Here is a 19,472-nt window from a genome sequence, read left to right on the forward strand (position 1 = left end):
TATGGATAGTTCTTTCAGCAAACGGGGAAGGACAGCACAATATATAACAAAGGCTGCAGATCTGGTGATCAGCAGCCTTGTTCAACTAAAGGGCAGGATAGTTTAATCACTTTGCCGAAAACTTTGACATGGCAAATACTTAAAGTATGTAAATAAGATAATCGTAAATTCTTGAATATCTAGTCAAAAGGCGTGAATACATGAATAATCAATTTTGGGACGACTCAGATTACTACACAATTTCTAATCCTGTTTCAGACGAAACAATAAATGAAGCTGAGAAAGAACTCGGCTATAAATTACCTAGTACTTATATTGAATTAATCAGATCTAAGAATGGCGGAACACCAATCAATACATGTTTTCGCACAACAAAAGCAACTTCATGGGCGGAGGACCACATTGCAATTACAGCCATACACGGCATTGGAGAACCTTCGGGGATAGATTCAAAAGAATATGGAAGCAAATTTATGATTGAAGACTGGGGATATCCAGATATAGGTATTGTCATTTGCTCTTGTCCTTCCGCTGGACATGACGCAGTTATGTTAGATTACTCGGAATGTGGGAAGAACGGAGAACCAAAAGTAATACACGTTGATGTTGAGTCGTTAAATGGACCTAAAATCACATTTTTAGCCAAAGATTTTGAATCATTTATAAGTAATTTAGTGAATGAAAATGAATTCTCAATATAAGATAAGAACTTCCGATGACACCATTTCAACGCTTGATTAATTCGGCAAGGTTCATTAAGCTAACGGGACACGATAGCTGAATAACACAGTGAAGGCTGCAGATCCGATTGATAAGCAGTCTTTATTTCAACTACTATGAAAGAACGGATTAACTTTCATGGTTCTGTGGTGCGGAACTGGGTGTGCATGGATGGCTAACGGGGAGTAGAGAGTAGTAAAACTCCATAAATCAAAAACATAAATCCATACCATAATGGTCCACCTCCTGATAAGTTTATAAAGGGAGGTGGTTTTTTGTGAATGATGAAATAAAGGTAGTCATCGGTGCAGGAGAAAGCAACAACAATCCAGGATGGTTACATACACAAGAAGATGAGCTGAATCTGTTGGTTAAAACTGATTGGGCTCAAAGATTTTCACCTAACTCACTTTCAGCCATATTAGCCGAACACGTTTGGGAGCACTTATCTTATGACGAAGGTGTTCAAGCGGCGCAGAATTGTTACGAGTATTTACAGCTAGGAGGATACATCCGTTGCGCAGTACCCGATGCCTTCTTTCCAAATGAATGGTACCAGAATATCGTTAAAGTTGGAGGGCCTGGCCCTAAGGATCATCCTGCGGCATCACATAAAATCGTGCATTCTTACCTAACATTAACTCGCATGTTTGAGACTGCTGGCTTTACCGTCAACCTTCTCGAATATTGTGATGAAGACGGTGATTTTCATTACAACGATTGGGATGAAACTAAAGGGTTTATCTATCGATCTAAGCGGTTCGATCATCGCAACCAAAACGGGGAATTAGGTTTTGTATCTTTAATCCTTGATGCTCTTAAAATATGAGTCCAAGTTTGTAAAGAAATGAATGGAGCGTTGCGCTAACGGAGAACGATAGCTCAATAAAGGAAACTAACGAGGCTGCCACGAATATGTAGGCAGCCTCGTTAAGCTAAAGGGCAGTTTTGTTAAATTTAAGGTACCAGAAAGCTAAGTTTTTGTATAGACTGAGGTGACTGAAAATGGATAAAACCACTGTCATGGCGTATTTCAGCAATTTCAGGGACAGTTTTCCTGTAAATGAAGTTACGCAATTGCTTGGTATCGAACCAACCGAATCGTATAACATTGGTGATATTATTATTAGACCTAAAAATGACAATGTGACTAGTTCTACCACTCATTACAGAAAAGAGACAGCATGGGAACTTAGTTCAGGATATCAAGAGTCCTATGATATTAACGACCAATTATATTACCTCTTAGATATACTGGAAAGTAAGGTAAGTGAACTTAACAAAATCAAGGATGAGTACAATGTATCCTATAAGTTTAATGTGGTAATTAAAGTTGAAAATAATGAAAAACCTGCTATGTATTTAGAACGTAGATTCATTAGTTTTGCATATTCAACGAATGCGGATATTGATTTTGACTTGTATATTTTTAGTTAGTTAGAGAGTAAGCTAACGGGACACGATAGTTAAATAAAGGAAATTATTGATGCTGCCGCGAATATGTACGGCAGCCTTTGTTGAAGTAACGGGCAGATAAGTTAAAGGTAAACACTCCGAATTAAGTGAATTATTATAATTGATAACCCTAGAATCAAAAATTCAGAACGCCAGGAGGATACATGCGTGGAACTAGAGCAAGCAGCAGATTCACTTATAATGCAATTTAAGGAATGGGCAATTCATCAACCTGATATAGGAGGAATTGCACTAGTAGGGTCTTTTGCTAGAGGAGATTTTCACTCAGAATCAGATGTTGATTTGGTCATTATCACAACGACCAAAAATAGCACAATTCAATCTATACATAATAATTTCAACTTTAACAACAAAGTTCGAGTCGAAATTGAGGAATGGGGTATATTGACCTCGCTTCGCGTTTACTATGACTGTGGATTAGAGGTAGAGTATGGTGTTGTTTCAGATGATTGGGTTCGAGAACCATTAGATGATGGTACAAAAAATGTCGCTTCAAATGGGTTTAAGGTGATATTGGATAAGGAGAACATTTTTGAATCTGTAATCAGGTTCTTACGCTAACTGGTAGTTTACGTCAATTGATCCCTTCAGGTAGGTGATGCTTATGTGGGAACATCCTTCAAATACTCAAGTAAAAAAATTAAAGAAGCGGTACAGTACGCTCTACGCGCAACTTGAACCAATCGTTAATGAATGGGATCCGATTGGTCTTATAGAGGGCGGTGCGCCAAAGGATGAATATGATTGTATTACTGTTCAGCTAATCGAATTACTGCAGCAGGGAATGAACCATAACGATGTTTTTGAGTTTATTGTTAAGGAGCTCGATGATCATTTTGGTATGGGGATTAGATCGGTTGCGGATGAGTATAGGGAACAGTTTATAAAAAAACACAGGGACTTCAGCATTAGCTTGGTTAACTGGTACTCCAAAACCAGGGGGTGACCTTCAACTAACGGGAAACGATAGTTAAATAAAGGAAACTGACGAGGCTGCCACGAATTTGTATGGCAGCCTCGTTAAGCTAACGGGCAGGATTGCGTAGTTACTTCGCGAATACCAAAGCTTTAAGGACTTATAAAAGACAAAAGGGCTGGTGTGCATATTGAGCGATATCGTTAAGAATCAGCACTACATACCACAAAGCGTATTAAAACATTTTGCATTCGACGGAAGGGTCTATGAGGCATTAGTGGAAGAAAAAAAGGAGCCTTATCAAACTCCGTACAATCGTTCAATGTCTGAGCGCTATACATATGAGCATCCTTATCTTACTCAAAATAAACTAGAAAAATTTTTTCAAGATATCGAAGATGATTACGCTCCCGCAATCGTAGAGACATTGCGTTTGATCAAACTTTATGAAACCGGCGAAGAAACCATAGATGTTATTGAAAAGCATGTCCAAGCATATCTAGAGGCGATCATAATTTACTATTATAGGAGCGGCGCGTTGCTACATGAATTTTCGCATGAAACAAAGACAAAGGAAACTCGGATAGCTGTCCTACTCGATAAACTATTAAACACGAGTTATATAAAAAAATTGGGAAAAACCCTTAGGGAGTTTTACGAATTTGCGATAATCAAAAGCGACCAGAATCATTTTTTAATTAGCGATCAGTACATTTCCACTGTAGCTTTACGGATTAAGAGTCGATTTGGAAACGTCAGTAATAGGCATTTGGGAATGAAAGATGTTATGATTTTGGTTCCGTTTTCTAGTCAGTATTACGTTGTTTTTTATAATGGACGAAAACCTGATTACATACAGCCTAAAACGTTGAACCTGCTTACCGGAGAAGAAGTCTTGGATATAAATAAGGTTATTATCAATAATTCCTATAAAAAGTGCGTGGGAAGAGAAAAAAATGCACTAATAGAAGCTTTATCGTATTTCGAATGGAGTTCACCTTCATCCGTTTATATAGGGCATCATTCAGGAAGGGTAAGTGGATCAACGTTAAAAAAGGAAATTTTCTTTTATGAACGGGACAAAAAGGCCTGGGAGCTATTTACCGATCCGATGCATTTTAGTCAATACAATGACTTAGGTCGAAACGATCCGTGTGGTTGTAACAGCGGAAAAAAATTTAAATTATGCTGTTATGTTGAGTATGAAGAAGTTAAGCGGATCTGGCGGACAATAAAGGATAAGAACCTTGCATTAAATGTTAGTGTACACCCAACAGCTCAAGTCGAGCAAAGCATTTTCTCATTTTAAATAGAGAAAATAGATTCAATCCCGACGTCTACGAAAAACTTGGTTTTAAAATGTGGGTTCGAATGTACCGAGATAAGTGACACATGATTACGCTAACGGGACACAATAGCGGAGTAGTAACACAGCTAAGGCTGCAGATCCAATTGATCAGCAGCTTTTTTCAACTAAAGGGGCAAGTAAGTACGATAAACTATAGAACTGTTTTATACAAGAAGTACCGAACAGGTGGTGTTATTGATGAACATAAGAAAAGCTGTATTGGAAGACGTTAATGAAATTGCTAAAGTACATATTAACAGCTTAAAGACATCACATATGGGCATCCTACCTCAAATATTTTTGGAGAATTTAACTTATGAATGGTCAACCCCAAGATTTACAGAAGCTTTAAGGAACCGACCGAAAAGTGTCAGCCTATTGGTAGCAGAGAATGAAAAGAGACAAATTGTTGGATTTATCTGGGGTGGACCCGAAAGGAAAAGTGACGAAATTTACAAAGGGGAAATATATGCGATTTATATTCTGAGCGAATATCATGGTGTGGGAATTGGCCGGAAATTAGTAAAGGCGTTAGCAAAAGATTTATCAAGCAGCAATATTTTTTCTATGATTGTGAGGGTGTTCGCAGAGAATAATCCTTCCCGACGTTTCTATGAAGCTGTCGGTGGACGAAAGGTACGTGAAGGAACCGTCATTGTTAAAGATGAGGTATATAATGACGTTGTATATGGGTGGACTAATATCAAAGAATTATTGAGCTAACGGGACACGTTAGTAAAATAAAGGAAACCGATGAGGCTGCCGCGAATATATACGGCAGCCTTTGTTGAAGTAACGGGCAGCTTACAGCAACAAAACCTTGATAATAACCGATTAATATGAAAAAAACTACCTTTTTTTTAAAAAGGGGGAACTACTGTGTTTAAAAGAAAATTATCGGCTTTTATTTGATACCATTTTAATATCTGCTCCGATTGTGGGCTTTTGTTTTATGCTCATAGAAGGAAGTACAATAAAGGAAATACCTAAGTTAATCTTTACTTATATAGTTGCAATCCCAGTTACACTTATATACGGGGTACCTATATCAATGCTTTCCGATATATTAAACAGTCAGTTTAAAGGCAAAAAAAGAGGATTCTTTTCATTAATTGTACATTTATTTTTTGGAATTTGTTTTGTTTATTTAATTATGGTTCTTGATTCAAGATTTTATCTAACTGAATTCAATATGTTCGACCTATATTTCTTAGTTGCCTCCACAATTATTTCATTCATTTTTTGGGCAGTGGACGAGATTTTGAGGAAATATTTAAATGAAAAAGTAAATTTGTTTATTAAACGAAGACATAAGTAGCAGGCTGTCCCGGCAACTCGGGTAACCTATTTAACATCCGGGAGGATTAACAACGATATTTCTTTGTACAGCCAGGGAAAACATGGGGGGATTTGAAGACTGTTATGAGTCGTATTAAGGCATGTTCATTCTTCGGATATCCAACGTTATGCAACAGGTATCAAAAATTAGACTAGAGACATTAACTAGAAACCTTTTGTGCTGGGAATGATAGCGCAATAAAAAGTGGGCGGCGCGGTAAGTCTTTCACTGTTTCATTAAAGTAACTGAACACTATAGTTTAATCTTGTCATGACGGTAGCTGGCACACGTCGGCTACCGTTTTTGTTGAAGTAACGGGCAGGATTGTTCCAATATATGGTACAATGTAGTGAGTTCGGTTTGGAAACATTTGGCCTATCCAAGGAGTGATGTAAGATGAAACTTATCAAAAATTTCGCAATAACCGTTGTGAGTCTGATTGGCGATTTGTGGCTTGGATTGGGTATAAAGCCAGAGGTTTACGACAAACGAAGCAGAATGAAAACCAATGTCGGTTATATTCTTTTTGTCCTACTGGCTGCATTAGTTGCAATCACACCAATTGTTTGGTTATGTTCACGGATTTATTAATTTTTTAATAAGAAAAACATTATTACGTATAAGGGGTTTAATTATGATAAATGTAATAACACAAGTGCTAATAATTTATCCTGTTATAATTCTTTTGTTAAGTATAGTCGGATACTTGCTCTTGAAAAATGCTTATATCGTGCCTTTGTTGGTTTTCATTTTCTCTGTCGTTCTGATGTTCCAAGCTTATAATACAACTTTTCTGATTTGGGTCTTTGTTTATACAGTGTTGTCTTTAGTTATTAGTTTTGTTTCAAAGCGTTTGTACTCATTGTACAAAGCATAATAACAAGCCTTCAAACAATTCGGAAGTAGAAGATAATAACTGACAGTTCAACCCATAGCGGCGTTACGCTAACGGGGAACTATAGTTTAATAAAGGAAGTTAACAAAGGCTGCCGCAAATATGTACGGCAGCCTTTGTTAAAGTAACGAGCAGTTTAGCATAGGACCGCCGACCTTGAACCGCAAATATACAAAGATGCCGCTACCATTGCACCCGACGAAGGAACCGCTAACGACCCGCGCTATGCTGCCGAACTGATTACGAAGTATAACGGCGGTGCAGGGGTTGAAACGCTACAAGAAGCCTAAGGTATATTGTCCGAAGTTGTACTCCATTTCCGTGAAGTAGCTAGTGGTCAAATATATTAGTACCGATCATTATGGGAACGATAGTTCAAAAATTGTTAAGGAGGTGTATTTCAAATGGTTAGAGGATATGAAATGCCTAAAACTCTTAGTAGCCTATATGCTATTGATCAAATCCTACAAAATAATCACGGCAGAGGAATAGAAGATTATTTAGGGATATATCTGAATTTCAGCAGCGACTTTGGCTATGATTGTACACCTGATGACGCTGTTGTGTTTGGACATACAGGAATGGGTGGGGACCATTTTGCTTTCTTTACAAATAATGATTCAGTATCAACACTTGAAGAAGCTCCAATAATCTTTATTCAACCAATGCTTTTTGAACATCAGGTGAAATTGGTGGCAAATAATTTGTGTGATTTTCTTTCACTTTTTCTATGCTTTAAAGAATTATATATTCTCGAGAGGTTTGATTTTTACAAAACAAAGAAAGAATTTTTAGACGATTATGAACTCAATTTTAGGAATAGCATTTTAGAGAGGGAAGATGAAATTTCACTGTTCTCAACTGAAATGACAAGTCGGATAAAGTTGCGGACAATTGAAGATGCTTACGATTACATTATGGACTTGCGTTACGCTAACGGGACACGATAGCGCAATAACACTGTAAAGGCTGCAGATCCGATTGATCAGCAGCCTTTATTCAACTAATGGGCAGCATAGTTGGACCCATGCGCAAGTGTTAAAGGAGAGATAAACCTATGTTCGTTAAAGTAAGGTCGGTGTTCGATTGCAACGCATCTGATCTTTTCAATGAAGTAAAAAAATCCAAGTCGCTGTTGTATATTGCAAAACCACTCGTGAAATTTGTGCCCGATGAAAATCATCCGCTACCAGATATGTGGGAAGAAGGAAAGTACCTCGTCAAAATGTATATCTTCGGTTTCATCCCATTCGGAACCCAATGGATTGTTATTTCCGTGGATGAACAGGCGAAACACATTAGAGACAACGGTTACAGTCAGGTGATCAGTAAATGGGACCATCATATACAGCTAGAAGGTCTAGAGCGGAATAAAACACTTTATGTCGACACTATAGAAATAAGTGCAGGAGCTCTCACACCTTTTGTTGTTTCGTTTGCTCAACTCTTTTATCGATGGAGACAACGTAGATGGAAAAAGCTAATTACCAACAAATTTGATTACAACATTAAGTGACTTAGGTGCTAACAAAGACAGTACCAACTGCGGCCTGTTACGCTAACGGGACACGATAGTTAAATAAAGGGAATTAACGAGGCTGCTACGAATATGTAGGCAGCCTCGTATGCTAAAGGGTAGCCTAACGTGAAAATGATGCATGTCAGTGTGTCAAATACTACACTCAGGAAGTCATAGGAGGTAGAGCAGTGTTGAGAAAGAAATCAATATGGTTTGCACTTACATTGATATTACTGATTATTGTTGTTGCTTACATCGTAACATCAACGACAATCATAAATGAACAACTCTATTTGAAACGGGCATGGGATGAAGCGGACCATGATAAACATATTTGGAATTGGCAAGAAGGTGATGTATCCGTCATCGATCTGCATGACAAGCGTATAAAGGGATTGTTTATTCCCAAACCGACTGCAAATGCGAAATTTAGTCGAAGGCTATTATGGATTAATGCGAATAAAGTTGTTCGGGTTTCGTTTCATACGGATAACGAAGGTTTGCTTGGACCTATAACTGTTTATTTTAATCCTATAACAAAGCAAGTTATTGGTTACGATGTGAAATTCTGAAACCGCCTCGCTTAACTAACGGAGAACGATAGCTTAAAAACACATTGAGGGCTGCAGATCCAATTGATCAGCAGCCTTTATTGAACTAAAGGGCAGCATAATAGATTAAGCTGGCTGAGTATGCAAATAACAATGGACTTAGTTTTTAACATCGAAATAATTATTGACTAAACCAATATATGGTTTATACTGGTAACAAATAGTTGAATGGTGGGATATGTGCAGTGATGATGATGATGGTGTTTTTGACGGAAGCTAAAGGTTAATCTAACCTAATACCACATGAGCGTGACCGAGGCACTCTACTTATCTAGGTAGGGACAGCTTTGCTATGTTATCGTTCATGTACCCGTCATGAACCAAATCCATCATCACGCTTCCGTATTGAATGCTTGGGACAAGGCATCGTCTTGTTTAGGCATTTCTACGGAATGGAAGCCGTGGGTGAACGATTGTTCATCCATGGCTTTTTCTATTTCCATTCACTATTTTATTTCCATTTATACCTCTAAAAAAGGGAGGATTATACCATACCTAGAGATGTCATAGAAAGAATGAACGGGCACAAGGGTGGAGTTGTTTGGTTTACCGGCTTGCCTGGTTCAGGTAAAACAACGCTGGCCAATGAAGTGGAAAAAGAAATGATACAATGCGGTATTCGATGTGTAGTTATAGATGGAGATTGTTTAAGAAAGGGACTAAACAAAGATCTCGGATTTTCCGAAGCGCACCGGATAGAAAATCTTCGGCGAGCCGCTGAAGTTGCGCTTATGTTTGTGGAAGCAGGTTTTCTCGTCTTGGCTGCATTTATATCACCCTCAGAATCGGGGAGGATGACCGTAAGGCAGTGTTTTCATCGGGAAGATTACACAGAATTATATATTAAGTGTTCATTAACGGAGTGCAAGCAGCGGGATCCGAAGGGAATGTACCGCCTCGCCGAAGCCGGTGAGCTTCCGAACTTTACAGGCATATCAGCACCGTACGAACCGCCAGTACAGCCTGACTTTGTGCTGGATACGGAGAAATTTGATTTGCAACACTGCACCGAGACCCTCACTCACTACTTGCGATTAAAATTAAAAAACTAACCCTAAGGAGAATGTTTAATGAAACCTGTAAGCAGTTACACTATTTGGTTTTCGCAGCGTACTGGAAGTACCTTGTTGTATAAAGCACTTGAATCGACGAAGGTAGCAGGAATTCCTAGAGAGTGGTTGACGGAGCCAGACCCCGGTACATTTGGTAGCCAGGATATACAGCAAATGTGGCAAAATGGTACGACTCCAAATGGCGTCTTCGGGCTCAAGACCTCGACTGACAAGCTAGATGAATGGTTGCATACGTTTCGAAGAGAATTGCATCTGCCTGAAGAACTGTCCAGACCACGGATTTGGGATGAAGCATTCCCGGCTTGTAAACACATTTTTATGACTCGTCGCAATAAAGTAAGGCTCGCGGTGTCGTGGTGGAGAGCTATTGTATCCGGAGAATGGCACCGGGTACACGGCACGAGACCACAACAGGAGGAGATAGGTGACCAGTATTCCTTTGATGCAATAAATCATTTGCTTGTGGAATGCACGTTGCGTGAAGCTGCCATGGAGGAGTTTTTCGCAGAGGAGGGTATTGTACCAATGACGATCGTTTATGAAGACTTTATCCTGAACTACGAAGATACGGTTTTGGGGGTATTGAAGTTTCTGAACATACCGACTGAAACTGTTCAAGTAGCCTCTCCGTTCTTCGACCCAATCGCTGATGATATTGCTGAAAGCTGGGTGCAACATTTTAGGAAGGAGCGGCAATTAGACTGGGAGAACGTAGCTTGGTGATATTAAACCAGTAGCACTTAGCTCCTAACGGGATAAGAGAAAAGACGGCAAATTCATTGAACTAACGGGACACGATAGTTAAATAAAGGAAACTGACGAGGCTGCCACGAAGTTGTAGGCAGCCTCGTTAAGCTAAATGGCAGGATACTTACAATATATGGTACTATTGTATTAGAAATAAGTCGTCTAGGTAAACAAAGGTAACGTCTTTATGTAAAGGAGGAGTATGATTATGGTTAGTCAAGAAATAAGGGACATAATTGAAAAATATATTGAGGCATACAATTCATTTGAAATTGTAAGCATGGTTGAACTATTGCATAAGGACATACTATTCAGGAATATTTCCAATGGAGAAATCACAACGGAAATTAGAGGAATACAAACGTTTAGGGAGCTGGCAGAACAGTCGTCAACGATGTTCTCTAGCCGTCGTCAGACAATTACCGATTACAGTGTTATAAATGACAAAATAGAGGTTGGAATCGATTATGAAGGTACTCTTGCTGTGGATTTTCCTAATGGATTAAAAATTGGGGATAAATTGAAATTAGCAGGAAAGTCGAAATTCGAGATTAAGGAAGGAAAAATCTCATTGATTGAAGATTACAGTTGAGTATATACACGTTCTTAAGCTAACGAAGAACCATAGCGCAATTACCTACTCCACGATGCCTGCCGCGGCGAACAATCGGATGTCTTTATTCAGCTCCAGGCTCTTTTCGTGAAGATTGTAGTTAAAATTGTATATAATGTTAAAGTCCAGAAAAGACAAAGGGGGGGATTTGATGTTTCTTTTTAGGAAGTTTACCTTTTGGCTTTCAGTCATTAGCATTTTGATATGTATAAATAACTATTGTGGAAACGATGATAAAAACATTCTCCTTATTGGACTAAATCCCGTGCTTAATTCAGTCGTATATACTGAGCCATTCAGACATTGGATGTTTGATTTTGAAAGTGCAAAATTAGCTACCGATAGTGCAAGTATCAGTGTTCAGTTTCCTGCATATTTATTGCATTTTAGCTCTTTCTTTTTGATAGGACTTATAGTAGATTTCCTTATCCAATTATTCAAGCGAAATTAAAGCGTTAGTAGCAGTACAACGACATAATAATCCCGATTTAGAACCTTGATAAATCAAAGTTCTTTTTCATTTGCACGTATTTTCTTGTCGTATTTTTGGACGTGAAAATCCCTTTAATCTGTGCTAGCGACAAAAAAGCACTTTATTAAGGGTTGTTGTATGAGCAATATTTGACGAGTTAGGCTGAGCAAATAAAGTGTTAGACAGACTATACTTCATTAAGCTAACAGGCAGGTTAGTTCCAAGATTTGTGGTAAAATAAGGATAACTTAACTCCCCGGAGGTGTAGGTTGAAAATAAAGATACTTAAGAAGGAACGGCTTATTATTGTTGAAGATTACTTTAAAATTGGTGGAGCTCCAGAGCCTGATAATTATTGTGTTTCATGTAGTAATGGACTTTTTTACTACGATAGATATGATGCTACCTTTTGTGCGTATTGTGATGAATGGGTAACCGCAAATTGCGGTAAAATTGACTGCTTTTATTGTAATACAAGACCCTCTACTCCACTTGAAATAAAAACCTTAGATTAAGCTAACGGGACACGATAGTCGAACGGGCATTGGGGGTGCTGAAATGAAGACGAATAGGGCCATGTCTGAACTTCTGGCTCATGCTCAAACAAAAGGCTCCCCAGTCGATGACGATTACTTAAACTTTATCGAACGGGAAGGTTGTATTCTAATAAAATCGTTTTGTAGCGAGCTGCCGATCGGGTTCCCTGATACTGCTTATTTTGATCAAACGGATTGTGAGGCATCAATTAATCACGTGCATCTAGAAAGCCTCTCAGAAGGGCTTAATCTCGTTCAGGCATGGGAAAATAAACTGCGATTTAAATACCCTGCCAAGGCATTTGTTATTGTCCTAAAGTGCGACCCTGATGGTACGGATGTAGTCGCACGTTTCTTTCAATATCGGGAGAGCGATCCTACGTGGCTAAGTTCTGATTTGGAAAGTTACAAAAGTGAAGCATTACTTGTACGGGAAATTACATAATCTCATTCAACTAACGCAGAACGATAGTTCAATAACGAAAGGGCTGCCGCGTGACAGCCCTTTGCTCCGTATATAGGTAAGTTTAGTGCATAAAGGATTTCATGAACCATTGAAGAATACGATAGCTCAATAACACAGTGAAGGCTGCAGATCCGATTGATCAGCAGCCTTCATTCGATTAACGGACAGTAATGTTGAATAATGGCCAAAAAGAGGTTTTGCAAAATTAATGCCGAAAATCATCTTAAAAATCACTAAAAGTGGAGGGGATATTATGAACAAAAGTAATTCACTCATTATCGGAGCTTCGATTTTATTAGGCTTTGTAATTCTAGGAGTATTTCTTAAATTGACTTTTTCAGAAAAAAGCTTGCCTACAACAGGTGATGCATCAGCTGTAGGGTCATATGAAATGATTGCCGTTAATAAAAACAACATCATTATATTTGATAAACAAAGCGGAGATTATTGGAGGAAGTTTATTTCAGACAGTGAGGGTCCTACAGAGTGGACAAAAGAACAGTCACCAGTGTCAAACGTTAAATAGAATCATTTACCTCTCAATAATCTAGCATGTACGTATGCTCAATAAATGTATCTTTGGATGCCGCAGAATTAACGGCATACTTATTTAAAGTCCAAATAGAGCAAAAAATAAATTAAAGGGGTGAACTTACCTGGATAAGAAACAAGAACCTTTACAAGAAAAAACTTATCATCAAGAGGAAGATGTCCCGTCGTTTAATAGTGCTACTGACTATAACAGAGATATACTAGGGGTACCTAGCAAAAAAGCAGATATTAAAAATATGCCAAAGCCACTTCAGTATTTTTCATATTTTGTATTCACAGTAATGATAGTAGGAACTCTTATGTTAGTCGGACTGTTCATTTGGAGCAGATTATAAGAAAAAAGCCACTGTAAATTAAACTCTACCCTTTATTTGTCTCCCTGTGGGATATCAGTAGGTAGGGAAAATTATCCATAACAAACCACCAGCCGAATCAGGAAACGGGTTAAAACTAAGATTGATGAACAGGAAGAGATTGTTCAAGGTGTCGAAGCCAACTAAATGATACCCTGAACAGAGTCCATCAAAGTCAAAGACTTTTGCCTTGATCATTATAGAACCCCATTAATCTTAAAATCCATTCCGCTGACGGAGAACGATAGCGTAATAACACACTGAAGGCTGCAGATCCGAAATTAAAGGGCAGTTATGTTGCATAACATATATTAACAAATTATTGATATAACTTTTAAATGGTTGCCAGAGGGAGGTTTGTGAAAATGATAAAGGCGTGTTCAAGGTATTTCCTGTACATCCTTAACCACAAACTAAATGTGTTGGTTGAGTGTTGGAAAGAGGGATTATATATTCAGGGAATAATACATGATTTCTCAAAGTTTTCGTCAACCGAGTTTTTTCCCTACGCAAAGAAATTTTACTCTGGAATGCCATTGAACGATGATGATGAATTAAAGTGGAAATATGCCTGGCTCCGTCATCAGCGTAAGAATAAGCATCATTGGGAATATTGGGTCATCAATCCAAATACTAAAGAAGCTCTTCCCATACCTAAAAGATATATTATCGAAATGGTTTGCGACTGGCGTTCCTTTTCAAGGAGCTGGGGGAGAAAAGTTAAAGAATCAACGCTAAACCTTACTGATAAAATAGTGATACATCCAGAAACAAAAAGAGAGCTTGAAACAATTATGACGAACAAATTCCAAAAGTCCGCCGAGGGAGAAGCAAAGTCATTCCACTAACGGGACACGTTAGTTTAATAAAGATACTGGCCATTGGGCAGTTTCACACAGATTATTTTAGTCCTTACTATTACGAGGTTGCCATGTGTTATGGCAGCCTCGTTTGTTTGAAGGGAACATAATTGAATAACATCGTGACTGACTGGAACAATATGTATAGGCTAATTGTTTCATTAAGATGGATGGTAACCTTTTTTGCAGACAAGATACTCAAATATGATGGCGTGCAAGCGCGATCCAGTGATCTTTTGAATGACCCCAATTCTTCACGTCCTTGAAGAGCGAAACCCGCGACACAACAGGTGTTGAGAGGAGTATCCTAACATATAAATATTTATTAATTCTGGGGGGGGGAGACGGTTATGGAGGATGTTCAAATGCAGATACTTTTGGAGTTAAAAAAACTAAATAGCCAGTTGGAGAGTATCGCCGCCAATCTTGTTCAGGGCAATACATCAACCATACACAGCAGGTTGGATTACCAGCGGTCAAAATTATTTCAAGTAGAAGAAGAGCAATATGTTCTAACAAAGAAATTAGAAAAGTTAAAAGTACGCGGCCAATAAACTGACCTTGGTATTATTTTCTTAGCTGCGAGTTTTGGATTGTTTTAAATTTAAGTTTCTTGACGGATAGCGGGGCTAAAAGTAGCTTGTGGTTATACATTGGATTTACTTAGTTATCTGAGCACGATGGTTGTCCTAAAGAGCGGATACTATGCAGAGAAAAGGCGGGTACATATGTTTATGAAAAAGGTTTTTCTCTTGGTTCTTCTTTGTCTATTAAGCTTAGGTACAACCATGACGAGCACGTCATTCGCAGAAGTTCGCGATGATGTTCCGATAATTGATGAAAGGTCATATTTCAAAGTTGGTTATAAATCAGTTGGTGAAGCTCTAAAGGAATGTGAGTTACTCCATCACAGGGACCTTAGGCTGCCGATTAAAGTACCGCCTGTGCCTTTTACTCTTCATCTGGCTAGGTGTGTTAATGATAAGGATCATCATAATGACGAACTACGAATTAAATATCTCAATCAAGTGGAAGGGAAGTATAATTATACTATTTTTGTAAGGCCTATTGAGCAGAAAATTGACTTTGGTTTTAAGAAAATTCACTTTACCAAATCAATGAGGCTAAAGAAAACATATAAACTCTCAGATGGGAGCGAAGCAATTTATTTTACAACAAAAATTCCTGATCTAGGGCTAGGTGATAATAACTTTGTTTTTGAAAACAATGAATGGCAGTATCGTCTGTCTGTGGATAGCCGAATAGAAAATGAAGTTCCAGTAAGTTTGCTTATCCAAGTAGCTGAATCGGTGCGAAAGTAAAAGAGATTGGCCACTCTAAGTTTTGTAACATGTGAAATAAGGAAAAGAAGCCATTGATGCAGTGGCTTCTTTTACAGTCTGCTCCAAATGAACAGTCCGATTAACATAAGTGTCCCTAAAATCATTACGGTAAATACAAAATAAGAAAAATACTTAATTGGCTTTGGCATACTTTTAATATCAACTTTATTGCTTGGTACTCCAAGTATATCTCTGTTATAGTCAGTAGCGCTGTTGAACGACGGGATAACTTCCTGTTGATGATACGCTTTTCCCTCTAAGGGTTCTTTATTTTTATCCACGTAAGTTCACTCCTCTTAATATTTTACGGGGCCCGACTATATGTACAGTCTCGGGTCTTCAAATAGCATTCACCTACATAGAGAAAAAACCGACCAGTTTATAGATTGTATTTTCCTTCTAAGTGACATTGAGGGATGATTATTTTATAAGTTCATAATCGAGGTATATGACCAGATAAGCAATCCTAACATTACACCGCAACCAAGAAAAATGGATGTAATTATGGTTTTATTCTTGCTCAAAATTTCATGCCTCCATTCAGAAAAGGATAATAACGTTACTTATCCAAGTTAATATAAACCGTCATGGTTTCCTTGTTGAAATTCACTTTAGCGCCAAGGCTTTCGCTGATGAATCTCAGCTGAACGTAAACCGTATCTTTGAGGACAAGAGAACCTTGTTTTACAGTTACCTTCGTTCCGTTGACTTCAGCATCACGGGAGTCTATATATATTTTGATTGTAATATCGTACTTCTTGGCAGTAACTGTTTTGCTTTTAGGATCGTATTCTACATCGGCTCCGTATGACTCAAATAACTTCCGAAAAGGGACTAGCGTCGTGTTATTCCATGCGACGGCATTAGGTGTAAACTCTACAGGTGAATCATTTATAACTACATTTACCTTGTTTTCTTTAAAATAATCATAGGCAGCTTGGAAGATGGCTCATTTTGGATCGATGAGTCAAATGATGAAGGGGATTCACTCACGGAACAAGAACTAGATGATTTACGAAATTGGAAATTAAATCCTATAGCAGCCCTTCCTCAGTGGGTTTCAATCCATGCAGTAAAGTAAAAAAAGGATAATGAAGTAACACTCTAGCCGAAGGATCTTGATCCAGAAGAGTGTCATCGACGTACATAGAAGATTACGCTAACTGGGAACGATAGTTAAATAAAGGGAATTAATGAGGCTGCCACGAATATGTAGGCAGCCTCGTATGCTAAAGGGTAGCCTAACGTGAAAATGATGCATGTCAGTGTTGTCAAATACTACACCGAGGAAGTTATAGGAGGTGGAGCAGTGTTGAGAAAGAAATCAATATGGTTTGCACTTACATTGATATTACTGATTATTGCTGTTGCTTACATCGTAACATCAACGACACTCATAAATGAACAACTCTATTTGAAATGGGCATGGGATGAAGCGGACCATGATAAACATATTTAGAATTGGCAAGTAGGTGACGTATCCATCATCGATCTGCATGACAAGCGTATAAAGGGATTGTTTATTCCCAAACCGACTGCAAATGCGAAATTTAGTCGAAGGTTATTATGGATTAATGCGAATAAAGTTGTTCGGGTTTCGTTTCATACGGATAACGAAGGTTTGCTTGGACCTATAACTGTTTATTTTAATCCCATAACAAAGCAGGTTATTGGTTACGATGTGAAATTCTGAAACCTCCTCGCTTAACTAACGGGACACGATAACGTAATTAAAAACTTTTAAACACAACAAGATATGTTCTTTCCTTCATTTTCTGCGGATACTATAAAGGAATATACAATACCTTCAATCTAAATATCTAAATAATTAATAATGGAGAGAGTAAAATGGATGATAACAAAAGAGAAAAATTAAATGAACATATAAATAAAAACCCAACCAATAATTTTCAACACGGACAATTTCGATCTTATGTGGGGTATCCAACATTTATTGGATTAATTGTATTAATAATAATAATTTATTTATTTTTAAGATGAACAAAAACATCGGGCAGGAGAACTCAGGCTCCACAGATATCCAAGTGGAGTTTAAGCTAACGGGAACGATAGTTTAATAAGGAAGTTAACGAGGCTGCCGCGAATATGTACGGCAGCCTTTGTTAAATTAAAGGGCAGCATTCCTATTATGAAGTAATACGAGGTTTGAGAGAAAAAAAGACTCCTTGGTATGATGTTAATGGGGTCCACGACGCTGGCCGGCTGAACGGACCCAAAAACAAACCAAGGAGAACACAACATGAATTTTAATCAAAATGAACGAATTAATCAAATCACATCATCTACCTTAATTGTCGGTGTAGATATCGCAAAATTCAAACATGTGGCTCGCGCACAAGACAACCGCGGAGTCGAGTTCGGGAAGCCAATTACTTTTGAAAATACACAGGCAGGATTTAAGTTGTTTGTGAGCTGGTTCAAGAAGATCTTTACAGAACAAGGTTTCCAAGACGTCATGGTAGGTATGGAACCAACTGGCCACTACTGGCTGAACCTAGCTCATTTCCTAAGAGAAAAACAAATAGCGTACGGTGTTGTAAATCCGCTGCACGTAAAGAAAAGCAAAGAGCTCGATGACAACTCGCCGACGAAAAATGACGTTAAGGATGCGAAAGTCATTGCACAGCTGGTCAAAGACGGGAGATACGCCATACCAAGCCTTCCTCAGGGCATTTATGCGGAATTGAGGGAAGCGATGAAGATTCGCGATCACCTAACGACTGACCTTTGTGTGGTCCAAGCGCGTGTCCATAACTGGCTAGATCGGTATTTTCCAGAGTTTCTTACGGTATTTAAGGATTGGGAATGCAAGTCTGCCATCCAAATGCTGAGCCTCTATTTACTGCCACATGAGCTTGTAATCGTATCGGATGAAACCTTGCTGCAGCACCTGAGAGAGGTGGCAAAGCGAGGGCTTGGTCTAGGTCCGATCAAGAATTTGAAGGAAGCAGCGAGTCGTTCAGTAGGCATAAGAACGGGCTCGGAGTTAGCGAAAATGGAACTTAAGCTCTTGCTTACCCAGTACGAATGGCTTCATAACATGCTCGAAGAGTTGGAAGCACGATTGGATGAATTACTCATACAGATTCCTCATGTGCCGCAATTGCTGGCCATGAAAGGGATTGGAAGAGACACCATCGCAGGATTCCTTGCTGAGGTAGGTGACATTAGCCAGTACCGTCACCCCAAGCAGATTACTAAGCTGGCTGGATTGAATTTGAAAACAAATTCATCCGGCACACACAAAGGGCAGACCAAGATAACCAAGAGAGGCCGAAAACGCCTGCGCGCCTTACTCTTTAGAGTAATGATGCCATTGGTCGCTAAAAACGCAGCCTTCCGAGCGTTGCACGAGTACTACACCAAACGGCCGATAAATCCGCTTAAAAAGATGCAATCTCTCATCGCGTTGTGTAACAAACTCATACGGATCCTGTTCGGTATATTGAAAAAGGGACATGAGTTCAGTGAAGAGAAAATGATCCAGGATATCCCTCGATTTGCAGAATTACCGCAAGCAGCTTAATTGAAAGTTTTCCATCGATGGTGACATAGTAAAGAAAATAACAGATAACAAGAAGCACGGATGAGTCGGAACGGCACTAACATACG

Annotated in this window: 24 protein-coding genes; 22 read left to right on the top strand and 2 right to left on the bottom strand. The window is 38.6% G+C overall.

The genetic code is table 11. The features are described from left to right. Positions 1-200: 200 nt before the first annotated feature. From ACFSUF_RS17220 to ACFSUF_RS17320, 21 genes are all read left to right on the top strand, one after another. A complete protein-coding gene (locus ACFSUF_RS17220; RefSeq protein WP_377604706.1) occupies positions 201-701 on the top strand; it encodes an SMI1/KNR4 family protein in 501 nt (166 codons plus the stop codon). Between the two features lie 296 nt (positions 702-997). Then, entirely contained in the window at positions 998-1,549 is a 552-nt protein-coding gene (locus ACFSUF_RS17225; RefSeq protein ID WP_377604708.1) for a class I SAM-dependent methyltransferase, read from the top strand. A gap of 194 nt (positions 1,550-1,743) precedes the next feature. Next, positions 1,744-2,157, top strand: a complete 414-nt coding sequence (locus tag ACFSUF_RS17230) for a DUF4279 domain-containing protein (RefSeq protein ID WP_377604769.1) — start codon at positions 1,744-1,746, stop codon at positions 2,155-2,157. A 186-nt stretch (positions 2,158-2,343) separates the two neighbouring features. Then, positions 2,344-2,757: a nucleotidyltransferase domain-containing protein gene (locus ACFSUF_RS17235; RefSeq protein ID WP_377604710.1), complete on the top strand. Its 414-nt coding sequence runs from the start codon at positions 2,344-2,346 to the stop codon at positions 2,755-2,757. Between the two features lie 43 nt (positions 2,758-2,800). Further along, the gene (locus ACFSUF_RS17240) at positions 2,801-3,142 is read left to right on the top strand and encodes a hypothetical protein (RefSeq protein ID WP_377604712.1); all 342 of its coding nucleotides are present in this window, start codon (positions 2,801-2,803) and stop codon (positions 3,140-3,142) included. A 160-nt stretch (positions 3,143-3,302) separates the two neighbouring features. Next, the gene (locus ACFSUF_RS17245) at positions 3,303-4,421 is read left to right on the top strand and encodes a DUF4238 domain-containing protein (protein ID WP_377604714.1); all 1,119 of its coding nucleotides are present in this window, start codon (positions 3,303-3,305) and stop codon (positions 4,419-4,421) included. A 237-nt stretch (positions 4,422-4,658) separates the two neighbouring features. Further along, complete coding sequence (locus ACFSUF_RS17250; RefSeq protein ID WP_377604716.1) at positions 4,659-5,183, top strand: GNAT family N-acetyltransferase; 525 nt, start codon at positions 4,659-4,661, stop codon at positions 5,181-5,183. Positions 5,184-6,195: 1,012 nt separating this feature from the next. Then, positions 6,196-6,390 carry a hypothetical protein gene (locus ACFSUF_RS17255; RefSeq protein ID WP_377604719.1) on the top strand — a complete coding sequence of 65 codons (195 nt, stop codon included), beginning with the start codon at positions 6,196-6,198 and terminating at the stop codon, positions 6,388-6,390. Positions 6,391-6,433: 43 nt separating this feature from the next. Beyond that, positions 6,434-6,676: a DUF2651 family protein gene (locus ACFSUF_RS17260; RefSeq protein ID WP_377604721.1), complete on the top strand. Its 243-nt coding sequence runs from the start codon at positions 6,434-6,436 to the stop codon at positions 6,674-6,676. A 422-nt stretch (positions 6,677-7,098) separates the two neighbouring features. Beyond that, positions 7,099-7,644 carry a hypothetical protein gene (locus tag ACFSUF_RS17265; protein WP_377604723.1) on the top strand — a complete coding sequence of 182 codons (546 nt, stop codon included), beginning with the start codon at positions 7,099-7,101 and terminating at the stop codon, positions 7,642-7,644. 107 nt (positions 7,645-7,751) lie between these two features. Beyond that, the gene (locus tag ACFSUF_RS17270) at positions 7,752-8,210 is read left to right on the top strand and encodes a hypothetical protein (protein ID WP_377604725.1); all 459 of its coding nucleotides are present in this window, start codon (positions 7,752-7,754) and stop codon (positions 8,208-8,210) included. A 194-nt stretch (positions 8,211-8,404) separates the two neighbouring features. Further along, a complete protein-coding gene (locus ACFSUF_RS17275; RefSeq protein ID WP_377604727.1) occupies positions 8,405-8,785 on the top strand; it encodes a hypothetical protein in 381 nt (126 codons plus the stop codon). Between the two features lie 530 nt (positions 8,786-9,315). Beyond that, positions 9,316-9,876 (top strand): adenylyl-sulfate kinase, encoded by a 561-nt coding sequence (gene cysC, locus ACFSUF_RS17280; RefSeq protein ID WP_377604771.1) that lies wholly within the window; start codon positions 9,316-9,318, stop codon positions 9,874-9,876. A gap of 18 nt (positions 9,877-9,894) precedes the next feature. After that, complete coding sequence (locus ACFSUF_RS17285) at positions 9,895-10,620, top strand: Stf0 family sulfotransferase (RefSeq protein WP_377604729.1); 726 nt, start codon at positions 9,895-9,897, stop codon at positions 10,618-10,620. Positions 10,621-10,852: 232 nt separating this feature from the next. Beyond that, entirely contained in the window at positions 10,853-11,236 is a 384-nt protein-coding gene (locus tag ACFSUF_RS17290; RefSeq protein WP_377604731.1) for a nuclear transport factor 2 family protein, read from the top strand. A 762-nt stretch (positions 11,237-11,998) separates the two neighbouring features. Further along, on the top strand, positions 11,999-12,244 hold the full coding sequence (locus ACFSUF_RS17295; RefSeq protein WP_377604733.1) for a hypothetical protein: 246 nt from the start codon (positions 11,999-12,001) through the stop codon (positions 12,242-12,244). 43 nt (positions 12,245-12,287) lie between these two features. Then, on the top strand, positions 12,288-12,710 hold the full coding sequence (locus ACFSUF_RS17300) for a hypothetical protein (RefSeq protein ID WP_377604735.1): 423 nt from the start codon (positions 12,288-12,290) through the stop codon (positions 12,708-12,710). A gap of 274 nt (positions 12,711-12,984) precedes the next feature. Continuing rightward, positions 12,985-13,257, top strand: a complete 273-nt coding sequence (locus tag ACFSUF_RS17305; protein WP_377604737.1) for a hypothetical protein — start codon at positions 12,985-12,987, stop codon at positions 13,255-13,257. A gap of 744 nt (positions 13,258-14,001) precedes the next feature. Then, on the top strand, positions 14,002-14,484 hold the full coding sequence (locus tag ACFSUF_RS17310) for a DUF5662 family protein (RefSeq protein ID WP_377604739.1): 483 nt from the start codon (positions 14,002-14,004) through the stop codon (positions 14,482-14,484). 362 nt (positions 14,485-14,846) lie between these two features. Further along, positions 14,847-15,050, top strand: coding sequence for a hypothetical protein (locus tag ACFSUF_RS17315; RefSeq protein ID WP_377604741.1), 204 nt, complete (start codon positions 14,847-14,849; stop codon positions 15,048-15,050). A 174-nt stretch (positions 15,051-15,224) separates the two neighbouring features. Beyond that, complete coding sequence (locus tag ACFSUF_RS17320; RefSeq protein WP_377604743.1) at positions 15,225-15,818, top strand: hypothetical protein; 594 nt, start codon at positions 15,225-15,227, stop codon at positions 15,816-15,818. A gap of 71 nt (positions 15,819-15,889) precedes the next feature. Here the strand turns inward: ACFSUF_RS17320 and ACFSUF_RS17325 are convergent, their stop codons facing one another. Both ACFSUF_RS17325 and ACFSUF_RS17330 read right to left on the bottom strand, forming a co-directional pair. Continuing rightward, positions 15,890-16,120: a hypothetical protein gene (locus ACFSUF_RS17325; protein WP_377604745.1), complete on the bottom strand. Its 231-nt coding sequence runs from the start codon at positions 16,118-16,120 to the stop codon at positions 15,890-15,892. A 278-nt stretch (positions 16,121-16,398) separates the two neighbouring features. Continuing rightward, a complete protein-coding gene (locus ACFSUF_RS17330; RefSeq protein WP_377604773.1) occupies positions 16,399-16,785 on the bottom strand; it encodes a copper amine oxidase N-terminal domain-containing protein in 387 nt (128 codons plus the stop codon). Positions 16,786-18,099: 1,314 nt separating this feature from the next. Between ACFSUF_RS17330 and ACFSUF_RS17335 the strand changes: the two genes are divergently transcribed. Then, positions 18,100-19,386 (top strand): IS110 family transposase, encoded by a 1,287-nt coding sequence (locus tag ACFSUF_RS17335; RefSeq protein ID WP_377604747.1) that lies wholly within the window; start codon positions 18,100-18,102, stop codon positions 19,384-19,386. The last annotated feature ends 86 nt before the right edge of the window (positions 19,387-19,472 follow it).

Origin of the sequence: Paenibacillus gansuensis (assembly GCF_042684925.1) — a bacterium.
Taxonomy (GTDB): Bacteria; Bacillota; Bacilli; order Paenibacillales; family DY6; genus Paenibacillus_N; species Paenibacillus_N gansuensis.